At 46.8% G+C, this 11,843-nt stretch carries 9 protein-coding genes; 3 read left to right on the plus strand and 6 right to left on the minus strand.

The features are described 5' to 3' along the window. The first annotated feature begins 410 nt into the window (after positions 1-410). Complete coding sequence (locus tag NC796_RS12860; RefSeq protein ID WP_310684917.1) at positions 411-1,808, plus strand: Gfo/Idh/MocA family oxidoreductase; 1,398 nt, start codon at positions 411-413, stop codon at positions 1,806-1,808. A gap of 68 nt (positions 1,809-1,876) precedes the next feature. Here NC796_RS12860 and NC796_RS12865 read toward each other — a convergent pair whose 3' ends face one another. The 5 genes from NC796_RS12865 to NC796_RS12885 form a co-directional block, all read right to left on the minus strand. Then, a complete protein-coding gene (locus tag NC796_RS12865) occupies positions 1,877-3,250 on the minus strand; it encodes a dipeptidase (protein WP_310684918.1) in 1,374 nt (457 codons plus the stop codon). A gap of 137 nt (positions 3,251-3,387) precedes the next feature. Continuing rightward, on the minus strand, positions 3,388-4,185 hold the full coding sequence (locus NC796_RS12870) for a hypothetical protein (protein ID WP_310684919.1): 798 nt from the start codon (positions 4,183-4,185) through the stop codon (positions 3,388-3,390). Next, a complete protein-coding gene (locus NC796_RS12875; protein ID WP_310684920.1) occupies positions 4,186-5,970 on the minus strand; it encodes a BatD family protein in 1,785 nt (594 codons plus the stop codon). It lies immediately after the preceding gene. After that, the gene (locus NC796_RS12880) at positions 5,954-6,706 is read right to left on the minus strand and encodes a tetratricopeptide repeat protein (RefSeq protein ID WP_310684923.1); all 753 of its coding nucleotides are present in this window, start codon (positions 6,704-6,706) and stop codon (positions 5,954-5,956) included. The genes NC796_RS12875 and NC796_RS12880 overlap by 17 nt, the downstream gene beginning before the upstream one ends. A gap of 67 nt (positions 6,707-6,773) precedes the next feature. Beyond that, positions 6,774-7,535 carry a YebC/PmpR family DNA-binding transcriptional regulator gene (locus NC796_RS12885; protein WP_310684924.1) on the minus strand — a complete coding sequence of 254 codons (762 nt, stop codon included), beginning with the start codon at positions 7,533-7,535 and terminating at the stop codon, positions 6,774-6,776. Between the two features lie 334 nt (positions 7,536-7,869). On the opposite strand from NC796_RS12885, the gene bshA reads away from it, so the two are divergent. Next, positions 7,870-9,018 (plus strand): N-acetyl-alpha-D-glucosaminyl L-malate synthase BshA, encoded by a 1,149-nt coding sequence (gene bshA, locus NC796_RS12890; protein ID WP_310684926.1) that lies wholly within the window; start codon positions 7,870-7,872, stop codon positions 9,016-9,018. 662 nt (positions 9,019-9,680) lie between these two features. Here bshA and sucC read toward each other — a convergent pair. Then, on the minus strand, positions 9,681-10,889 hold the full coding sequence (gene sucC / locus NC796_RS12895) for an ADP-forming succinate--CoA ligase subunit beta (protein WP_310684927.1): 1,209 nt from the start codon (positions 10,887-10,889) through the stop codon (positions 9,681-9,683). A gap of 232 nt (positions 10,890-11,121) precedes the next feature. Between sucC and NC796_RS12900 the strand changes: the two genes are divergently transcribed. Beyond that, positions 11,122-11,805, plus strand: a complete 684-nt coding sequence (locus NC796_RS12900; RefSeq protein ID WP_310684928.1) for a DUF4382 domain-containing protein — start codon at positions 11,122-11,124, stop codon at positions 11,803-11,805. Positions 11,806-11,843 lie beyond the last annotated feature (38 nt).

The following is an 11,843-nucleotide window of genomic DNA, read 5'->3' on the forward strand; positions in this document are numbered from 1 at the left end:
CCAGAGGGCTTTGAAACACCATGGTGTCATTGCGAACGGAATGAACGAAGTGAATGGAGTGCAGCAATCTCCCCACGTTTGGGGATCGCCACGCCCCAATCCGCCAGCTGGCAGACGCGATGACAGTTTTATATACCGCGGTTTTGCAAAGCCTTCTTTTCAGCATGATTTATAAGAACTATAATGGGAATCAAATGCAAGGTTATTTAGCCAAGGTACTTAATTCTCTTGCATTCACTTCGTCCGTTCGCAACGACAACATCATATTTCAAGGCCTTCCTTTTAAACTCATTGTAAAAAAAATTAGCGGGTTTACTTAATTCTTGCTATTCCTGTTAAAGACATTAATTTATGGAACTAATATTTTGAAATTTTCTTCGGGTATTTTATAACTAACAGGGATTTAGTTTATGGATGATTCTAACAACCACACTTCGGATAAAAGTAAATCTGCAATTTCACGCAAGGATTTTTTGAGCAGCTCTGCACTGGCAGCAGCGGGATTTTTTGTTGTTCCACGCCATGTGCTGGGTGGAACCGGGTATAAAGCGCCCAGTGATCGATTAAACATCGCCTGCATAGGTGTTGGGGGTATGGGCGCCAGCAACACACAGTCATTGCATGCGCTGGGTGAAAATATTTACGCCCTCTGTGATGTCGATGAGGAATATGCCGCTGAGACATTTTACACCTATCCCAAAGCCAAGCGGTATGTTGACTTCCGTGAGATGCTGGATAAAGAAGAAGAGATCGATGCGGTGATGGTGGCAACGCCCGATAATACGCATGCTGCCATTGCAATTTATGCCATGCAGATGGGTAAGCACGCGTTTGTCCAAAAACCTTTAACCCGAACTATTTACGAATCCCGGCGCATGCGGGAGGTGGCCGAAGAAACCGGCGTAGTCACCCAGATGGGTAACCAGGGACACTGTTTTGAAGGGACCTATGATATCGTGGATTATATTCGCCAGGGAGCGATAGGGACGGTCGAAAAAGTGGATTGCTGGACAAATCGTCCACGCGGATTTTGGCCTCAAGGGTCAGATGTTGAGCCCTCTTCCAGCCCATCTGTGATGCCCTATACCATGAATTGGGATCTCTGGATCGGGCCCTCCGCTTTCCGTACGTATGACCCGGAAATTGCACCTTTCATGTGGAGAGGACGATGGGATTTCGGCAGTGGTGCACTTGGTGATATGGGGGCGCACATCCTTGATCAGCCCTATTGGTCACTGGAGTTGGGCATGCCCGAAAGTGTCCATGCCAGTTCAACCCCATTCAATGATGAGGCTTTCCCACTGGGTTCCGTAGTCAATTACAAGTTTTCTGCGCGTGGAAATAAACCACCCGTTGAACTTACCTGGTACGATGGCGGGCTGACACCACCACGACCTGCAGAACTTGAAGAAACCAAGCCGATGGGTTCATGGGGCGGCGGCATGATTTTTTATGGCAGCAAGGGAATGCTGATGGCTGATGTATATGGACAAAATCCTCGTTTCATTCCTGAATCCTATGGGGAAAAGATTGGCCCACCGAAAAAGTCAGTTGAACGCGCTGAGGGTATACACGAAGAGTGGGTCGCCGCCTGCAAAGGAAACGGAACAACGTCCTCAAACTTCGACTACGCTTCCCGTCTGACAGAGACTATGCTATTGGGTAACTTGGCGATCCAGTTCAGTAGTGAAAACCTGAGGCTCAAATGGGATGCTGAAAATATGAAGGTTACCAACCTCGAAGATGCCAATACCTGGCTTGATGAGCGCAATAATTTCCGGATGGGTTATCGTGAAATTATTGGGTAGAGGTCAGTATAGAGCGTTAATTCATATGTGCGACGCACTTCCAAAGTGCGTCGCACATTTTTTTTAAGCTATTCAGAATACTCGGGGAGCAGTTCGAAAAACTTGGCCGAGGTTTTGATGCCGCGATAAAAATCTTTCAAGGCAAATTTTTCATTTGGGGAATGGATGGCATCGCTGTTGAGTCCGAAACCCATCAGAATTGATTGGGCCCCGAGCACTTTTTGGAAGTCGGCTACAATAGGGATTGATCCACCTTCCCGCGCAAACAGCGGTTCTTTTTGGTAAACCTCTTCAAAAGCCTTGCCCGCAGCTTTCAATCCATAAAATGAAAGGTCCGTGATCGAGGGATGCCCACCGTGGTGTTCAGTCACCTCAACGGTGACGGTCTCTGGCGCAATGGATTGGATATGCTCGGTAAAGAGTTTGGCAATCTCTTTTGGATCCTGGTCGGGCACCAGTCGCATGCTAATTTTAGCTCCTGCTTTGGAAGGTAGCACCGTTTTAGCCCCTTCGCCCTGGTAACCACTCCAGAGCCCATTGACGTCAAGTGTGGGTCGTGCCGAAGCCCGTTCCAGTGTAGAGTAACCTTTTTCACCGTTTAGAGCTTTCAGGCCTAGTTTATCTTTATATTCCTCTTCATCAAACGGCAGGTTCCGGTAGGCTTCTCGTTCTTTTTCTGTGAGAGGTTTGACGGCATCGTAAAAGCCGGGAATCTGGATTCGGCCATCCTCATCCCTGAGCTGGGCAATCATCTCGCTCAGAACATTGGCGGGATTGTCAACAGCTCCTCCATAGACCCCGGAGTGTAAGTCACGATTTGGACCGATAACTTCAACTTCCATATAGGCCAGTCCACGTAATCCATACGTGATTGAGGGCGTGTCTTCTGCAAACATCGCGGTGTCTGAAATGAGCACCATGTCACATTCCAGCAACTCCCTGTGTTCTTTAATGAAAGGTACCAGGTTTGGGGAACCTACCTCTTCTTCCCCTTCAAAAATATATTTTATGTTCACCGGGAAATCGGTACCGGATTTTATGTAGGATTCTAATGCTTTAACGTGGGTAAACGATTGGCCTTTGTCATCACTGGCTCCACGAGCATAGATATCGCCATTGCGGACGGTAGGTTCAAACGGCGGCGTATCCCAGAGGTCTTCAGGATCAGGCGGTTGCACATCATAATGACCGTAAACGAGCACCGTCGGCTTTTCGGGATCGGTCGTCAATTCACCATAGACAATCGGGTTGCCATCTGTTTTAAAGCGTGTCACGCGATCGAGATCCAGAGATTCCAGCTGGTCGACCAGGAAGTCGGCTGCTTTCCCTACATGCTGTTTATGGGCGGAGCTGGTACTAATACTCGGTATGCGAAGTATCTCGAAAAGCTCCTCTTTGAATTTCTCTTTATTTGACTCGATATATTCTTGAACAGCTGACATAATTAGTAAGTTGAAAACTAGCGATTAATTATTACCTGGAAAATGGGCTTTCTTCTAATATCCAAATGTTATTAAGGATCAAAGGCCTGTATCAACTTTTCAGACCTTCGACTTTCGATCTTCACGACCTTAGACCTTTATAAAATCATTATCTCGCTGTTGGGGATCCACCCGTAAAGGCCGTTGCTCATGCGTACGTATGACCACCCCTCCTTTTGGCGGCTCACGGTATGATCGACAGTGAAGCCATATCCTTCATACGCCTGGCTGACCAGTGTGGCATCGGGATTTGGTTTCTCTAGGACATCCGCCTGTTGGTGTATCATCACCCCCTGGCTATACCGGTTTTGTAGATATTGAAGATAAAAGCTCGAAAGCATGATAACCATTGAGATAACCGAAATACTGATGCCGGCCACTCTCAATGGCTTGGTTACCGTAGGGAAAAACCACCCTCCAATGTATGAGCAAGCACCAAGATTAAGCAATAAAATGGCAATGCCAAGCAAACTTGTGGGGCTTATCACAGAGCCGAGCCAGTCAAAAAAACGTTCCCAGGGCAGCTTGGGAAGGACGGCCGATTGCCGGCTGAAGCGCGATTCCACATAATTAAGTCCACTCACGGCACGGCCTTCCGTTTCGGGGAACTGCTGTGCTTTCAGGAAATAGTATTTGGCTTTACCCAGCGAGTCGAGCTGGACGTAGCTGATTGCCATATTCAAGTAAAGAGAGCCCGAAACGGTTTGCTGCGATTCAATTAATTTATAGATCGAAAGGGCTTGCTGGTAGTTACCGGATTCGAGCTGGCTATTGGCCTGATCGAATTGTATTTGGGGATTGTTCTGTGCTCTGCCCACACTGGTGACAAAACCGATCGTAATTAGTAACAGCAGGAGCCAAATACCAGTTCTTTTTGCTCTGATGTTGCCTCTCACTTACAGTTCCTTTTTCAATTTATTTAGCGTTTGCTCGGCTAGCCCGACATGCGATTTTAAGTATTCATGCGAGGTTTCAGGCGCGTAGCTTATACTGGAGCATTTATCCAGCAGCATCCTGACATTTTTTACAAGTTCGGGATTAAGGTCTGTTTCTTCCAGTTTTGCTATATATTCCCGGTCCGAAAGACCAGCTTGCGGCAGGCCCAGTTTATCCCCGATATAGCCAGTTAATACTTTGTGTAATGAATTATAGGCCCCTTTGATATCGCCGTTTTCAGATTGTGTAATCACCTCTTCCAGGTGTTGGGTCGCTTTGTCATAGGCCTGGTAAGAGCGAGCAAAATGTTCATCACTGTCCATCTTATCGCGAAACTGTTTCCAGCGATAGGCAACAAACAGCAGGATGGCCGGGAGGGCGAGTCCGCTCCAGAACCACCATAAGTTTACTAGTGATGAGGACCCATTCTCCGGAGTCGTCCAGCTTGCCAGTCCCGTAACGGGTTTGATATCAAACGTCTGCTGCTGGCTGGACGCGACGGTAGCATTAGGATCTTTACTGACAGAGAATGTGATTTCCGGGAGCGTTTCTGTCACATACCTGTTTGTTTGGGGATTAAAGTAGGCAATAGTTGTGGAAGGCAAGTTGAAGTTTCCAGGTCGCCGGGCAATGACGACGTCAGTGAATGTTTTAGTCCCGCTTATCTGCTGATTTCTGCGATTCAGCGAGGTGGTTTCCTGCGGATCATACACCTCCAGTCCGTCAGGAAGCTCATACTCCGGCTTGCTGATCAACGGCACATTGCCGGTCCCGTTAACCCGGGTCTCAATTTCAATTGTTTCTCCCACGATGGTTTCCCGAGAGCTGATTGTCCGGCTTATATCATAGTATCCAACCGCCCCGATATAATTCGCATCGCTGATATCTGGCAGGGGGACAACATTGATGTCGACCGGTTCCGACTCAAGTTCAACGCGACGTTGATTGCTCCCAAATCCTCCAAAGATGCTGCCTAAACGGTCACTCCGAGAGGAGGCTGAACGCACCGAGACAACAATCTCATACGGACTGATCGTCAGTTCGCCCGATTTTGTGGGGAAAAGTGAGAATTGAAGCAGCCGGGCCCTCCGGTACCGAACGCCATTCAGAATGACTGATTCTGCCCGTGGCCGCTGGCCATTTTCCAGTTCTTCTTTCCAGAATCCTTCCGCCTTCCAGCCCGGAACCGGTTGGTAGGAGTTCACTTCCAGTCCACTTTTGAAGTAGAGCACTACATCGGTAATCAGCTGTTGGCCCGTGACCGGGGAATCATCAGAGACTTCCAGCCGGAGAAAAATATCAGGTCGCGTAGATGCCGTTGGATTGTTAGCTGAAGAATTGCGATCAATAACAGAAACAGAGATCGGGGAGGTCCGGTATTCGGTCCCGTCAATCTCAATAGAGATTGGTGGAATTTGGTAATCCCCTTCGTTTTGCGCAATAAGCGAATACTGGTAGGAGTAGGTAGTGCTTGTCTCTCCATTTACGTACGAAAAGCTGCGGGAGGTGGAGGGCGTATTACTCAACAGGCGGAGTCCATCAAAGCCGGGTAGTGACGGACGCGAAACGTTATTGAAGTTGCCTGAAATTTCAATGGAGAGGGTGAGGCGCTCACCGGAAAAGATCTTGGTTTCTGAAACAGTAGCCTGCACATCCACATCTTGTGCAGCGGCTTGTTCCGTAAAGCCAGCCAGAAGCAATAACCATAAAATCGTACCCAGAAATACGCTACCAGTCCTTTTCATTATTCGAATCGCTAGACTCCGTTTTCTTTTTCTTGAACTCTTTCAGCAGATCTTTCTCTTTCTGTTCCAGTGCCTGCAAAATTTTCTCAGCTTGTTCCTTGCTTATCTGGCTGGGGCGCTGTTGCTGATTTTGCTGTTGCTGCTGGTCGCCCGATTGATTTTGCTGAGACTGATTCTGGTTTTGTTGCTGGTTCTGTTGCTGCTGTTGGTTCTGCTGTTGATTTTGATTCTGATTATTCTGGTTCTGCTGATTTTGTTGCTGCTGGTCTTGCTGATCTTGGTTATTCTGCTGGTTTTGCTGATTCTGTTGCTGTTTTTGTTGCTCTTCCTTCTTGCGTTTGGCCAGCTCATAATTATGTTTGGCATCGGCATCAGCCTCACGATATCGCAGCGCGTTTTTAAAAGAGTTGATCGCTTTGTCCCACTCTTTATTCTGCGTATAAATGTTGCCGATGTTGTAATCAGCAAGTGCTTCCTGTTCGGGATCGTCCGTCATTGTTTTGAACTCTTCGAAGACGCGGAGCGCTTCATCCGTCTTTCCCTGGTTGACGAGCGCATTCCCCAGGTTAAAATAGAGCTTGGCGTTTTCGGGGTTGGCTTCTATCGCTTTTTTGTAGAGCTGCTCGGCCTCGGCATAATTACCATTATTATAGGCTTCATTCGCCTTTCGGGCATCATTCAGCGATGCACCGGAAAGAAGCAGAGCCAGTATCAAAAAGATGCCAGTTATTCGCATAATACGTGAGTTGTCAGAAATTTCAGGTCAAATTTATCAACGATTACAGCCCTTTAAAATTGCGAACCTAATCCATTTCTTCTGCGATAGCCAGCGTTTCCTCATCCATCTTCATACTGGTGAATACATTGGAGACGTCATCACTGTCCTCAAACTTTTCGATCAGCTTAAAATTAGAGATGGCGGTCTCTTCATCCACCTTCACTTCTGTTTGAGGGATACGAATCAGTTCAGCAGATTCAATCTCGTAGCCCGCCTCTTCCAGGTTGTCATTTACCTCATACATCTCTTCCCGTGCGGTGGTTACGGAATAGAACTCATCGTCTTTTTCGATCTCCTCCGCCCCGGCGTCGATGGCATTCAGCATAAATTCATCTTCGTCAAACCCAATCTCTTTAATGCGAATCAGTCCTTTTTGGTCAAACATATAGGCGACTGATCCATCTGTACCCAGATTTCCACCATGCTTTGAAAAAATATGGCGAATTTCACCCACCGTACGGTTATAGTTGTTGGTGGTCACTTCAATGAAGTACGCCACGCCGCCTGGTCCATATCCTTCATAGGTGGCATCTTCATAGCGACCATCGCCTTCGTCGAGCTCTCCGGTACCTTTTTTAATCGCCCGTTCAATATTATCCTTGGGTACGTTGTCGCTCTTGGCATTATTGATAGCCGTATCCAGACGGGGATTCATATCCGGGTCGCCACCGCCTTCACGAGCTGCCACGGAAATCTCCCGTAAGTGTTTGTTGAAAATTTTAGCTCGCTTTTTATCTTCTTTGGCCTTCTTATGTTTAATATTAGACCATTTGGAATGACCTGCCATAGCCGATCCTTTATTTTATTCGAAGGTTGTAAATTCGTTTAAATCTGTTTTCATGCAGTGTAACAAAGAGGTATAATATAAGTGATAAGAGCCTTTACAGCTAATTTGAGATTAGCTCAAAATTTAGGTGCAGTAAAAATATGCCAGCATGTTTTTACCGCGATCTTGTAATTTGTAATTTTTGATAAAATAATCAGGACATTGTGAAACAGGCTGCTCTTTAGCGCGTTATAGGTGCATAAACTGAGCAGCTGGTTCGGAATCAATTGCAACGGCAGCCTGTTTGATTTTAAGCATCTGATCTTTTTTTCTAATCACGACGTAAGGAATATTCATGAACATTGGAATTGTTTGTTATCCCACTTTTGGGGGGAGTGGTGTGGTTGCGACAGAACTGGCCAAAGGACTTGCCCAGCGCGATCACAATGTGCACATTTTAAGTTATGCACGTCCCGCCCGACTCGATACTTTTCGTACCAATATCTCGTACCATGAGGTCAACCTGAATACATATCCCTTATTCGAGTTCCCACCGTATGACCTTGCGCTGGCCAACCAGATGGTAAGCCTGATTGAATATGAGGACATTGACGTGCTGCACGTGCATTATGCTGTGCCCCATGCCACCAGCGCCTTCCTGGCCAAACAGATTATGGGCGAAAAAGCTGCCCACGTTCCAATCATTACGACGCTGCACGGCACGGATATCACTATCGTGGGAAGTGATCCCAGCTTTAAAGAGGTCGTCGACTTTTCGATTAACCAGAGCGACGGGGTAACAGCTGTTTCTGAGTATCTCAAAAAAGAGACCTATGACCGTTTTGATATCCGGAAGGATATTAAGGTTATTCCCAACTTTATCGACCTGGACCGGTTCAAAAAATCTGACAAGTTGCACTTCAAGAAGGCAATTTGTCCCAATGACGAGAAGGTAGTTGTGCACGTTTCCAACTTCCGCGAGGTGAAGCGCGTGCCCGAAGTAGTGAGTGTGTTCGCTAAGATCCTGGAGAACGACATCCAGGCCAAGTTGCTGCTGGTGGGCGACGGTCCCGACCGGCAAAAGGCGGAGCGGCGCTGCCGCGACCTCGGAATCTGCAGCGAGGTACGTTTTCTGGGTAAACAGGAAAATGTGGAAGAGATCCTTTCCATCGCTGACCTCTTCCTGATTCCTTCGGGTTCAGAAACGTTTGGCCTGGCAGCGCTCGAGGCGATGAGCTGCAGTGTCCCGGTCATAAGTTCGAATATTGGGGGACTTCCGGAAGTGAATATTCACGGGGAGACGGGGTACCTGTGTGATCTGGACGATGTGGAATGCATGGCGGAATATGGTGTCAAAATTTTGGGTGATGAGAACCTCCACCAGGAGTTGGCCCAGAATGCACGTAAACGTGCTGAAAAGTTTGAAATGAGCGGAATTATTACCCGGTATGAGCAATATTATCAAGTTGTTAGAGAGCAGTTGATGGAGAGATCCGGGGCGTAGGGTTAAGAATGATGAATGATGAATTAGGAATGAGGAATTAAGAAGGCTGTCTTCAAAAAAATAACTCCCTCTCGGTTGAAATGACGACTAAATGGTGAGGCTGAATTGTTGATTACTGCCCGCTCTCTAAGTCTAAAGCCCTATCCCTTTAATGGTCATCTCGAATGGAGCCTGCGGAATGAGAGATCTTCCCGGGGAAAGTCCAATTACCAGGAGAATAGCAGCAAGCCCAAAGAAAATTCATTTAATAGTTCGTTGCCCTTTCTCACAAGTTATCTCAAAGAATGGTCAAGTAGAATTATAGCTACTCGTCTGAATTGAAACCGAGTTCTTATCGTAGAAAGATTTCTACCTCACGGTCGAAATGACGACAACGGGGAGCATGATTGCTGATTATGAGCTGTTGTCAATGAATAGAAATCTTATCCTATAACCTGTCATCTCGAACGCGAGTGAAAGATCTTTCTGCCAAAGGGCAACTTATATCACTATTTATTCAACCCCTTCAGCTGCCGCTCCCCGTATTTCAATGCCTGTCGATTTGGATCGGGCTATTGTGCAGTCCCAAGGTGCATCCGCCGTGAAAGTGCTGCGGAAGACCCAAATAAAAAAAGCTTGCCAGGTTTGACCCGGCAAGCTTGATGAAAAAAATGAGGCATTAATTAAGCAGCCAGTACTTTTGATACTTCGTCAGCCGCTTCTTTAAGCAGGACCGCTGAGATCACGTTAAGGTCTGAGTTGTCGATAATCTCCTTCGCCTCTTCAGCATTGGTGCCCTGCAAGCGTACAATAATCGGTACATCGGCCACTTTTTCAGCAATCTCCGGGTCTTTCACTGCTTCAATAACCCCGTTGGCTACTCGGTCGCAGCGAACGATTCCGCCAAAAATGTTGATCAGGATCGCTTCCACATTCGGATCTTCCAGGATAATTCGGAACCCGTTTTTTACGGTATCCACGTTGGCGCTTCCACCTACATCCAGGAAGTTAGCCGGGTCGCCGCCGGAAAGCTTAATGATATCCATGGTCGCCATCGCAAGTCCGGCACCGTTCACCATACAACCGACGTTGCCATCCAGCTTGATATAATTGAGGCCAAACTCAGCCGCTTCCAGCTCAATGGGGTTTTCTTCAGACTCATCCCGTAGCTCTTCAATTTCTTTGTGGCGATACAGCGCGTTGTCATCAAAGGTCATTTTAGCATCCAGTGCCACAATATCTCCACCCGGCGTGCGCACCAGCGGGTTGATTTCAACCATGTTTGCATCAGTCTGCTCGTAGCATTTGTAGAGCGCCATAATGAACTTAACGGCTTTTTTGAAAGCTTCGCCTTCCAGTCCCAGGGCAAATGCAAGGTGGCGTGCCTGGTTATGCTGTAGGTCCATTCCAGGCTCTACCCACTCCTTAACAATCTTTTCGGGCGTCTCTTCAGCGACTTTCTCAATTTCAACGCCGCCTTCGGTAGAAACCATAATCACATTCTTGCTCTTGGCACGATCCAGCAGGATTCCGAGGTAGAATTCTTGTTCAATGTCAACGCCGTCGGTCACATAAATGCGTTGCACCTTCTGGCCTTTCTCACCGGTCTGAACGGTAACAAGCGTATCGCCCAGCAGGGCCTCGGCCGCTTCTTTCACTTCGTCTACCGTGTCACAGAGGATTACCCCTTTGGAATTGCTCTTCTTGGTACGACCTTTCCCGCGGCCACCTGCATGGATCTGGGCTTTTACAACAAAAAGGGTAGCCCCGTCTTTTTTCATTTTTTTAGCAGCTTCTACCGCACCTTCAACAGTGGTAGCAGATATACCCGCCGGAACAGCTACGCCGTATTCTTTTAAAATTTCTTTCGCCTGGTATTCATGGATCTTCATAATGCAAGCAAGTCAATTAGTTACAAGAGTTTCAATGTGTGGTGCAAAGGTAGTAAGTATGGGCTGTAAATAAAAGAAATGTTTCAGTAGAGCTAGCCTGACGGCTGGTTAATGACGGGGGTGTGTGATTTCGGAACATTGTTCTTTTAAAAAGGTAGGAATAGGGCGCTGTTCATCTACAGTCAAAAATATCATTTACAACCTAAATATTATATAGAAAAAGGACAGAATTATGCAGAACCACGACTCAAGATTTAGATTTCTAAACAAACTACAAAGTTTGCTCTTCTTAGGCCTTATTACCTTGTTTGCCGCTTCATGTGAGGATGTAAATTTTAACGGTCCCAAAACCGGACCGGGACATATTGACTTCCATCTAACCGATGCCCCGGGAGATTATGAAGAGGTTAATATTGATGTAGTAGGTCTTCAAATCCATTACACTGAAAGTAAAAGTGACACCGTCGTTGCCGATACTACCTCTTCCGATACAACCAATGCCGGTGACGGAAAATGGATTGAACTCCCGGTGGAACCGTTTAAAGTAAACCTGTTAGAACTGGCCGGCGATGTGGATACGCTGATATCATCAGCAGATTTGGATCCTGGTACGTATAAAAACCTCCGCCTGATACTTGGGACTGACAATGATGTAGTAGTCGACGGAACTACCTACGATCTTAAGGTTCCCAGCGGTCAGCAAACTGGTTACAAGATAAAATTCAGAAAAGATCTTGAATCTGGCGATAATTTGGATGTAACGATTGATTTCGATGCCGAAGAATCCGTTCATCAAGCTGGTAAAAGTGGTAAATATATCCTGAAACCTGTACTAAAAGCTTTTGAAGGCAGAGTTGGTGATGAAGGTGATGGGGACCGAGATGATGAAGATGACGATGATCGAGATGATGATTAGTAGGATTTTATAAATCCACAGTCGATGACATTACCTTC

Source organism: Aliifodinibius sp. S!AR15-10, from assembly GCF_031569985.1.
Lineage (GTDB): Bacteria > Bacteroidota > Rhodothermia > Balneolales > Balneolaceae > JAMQKA01.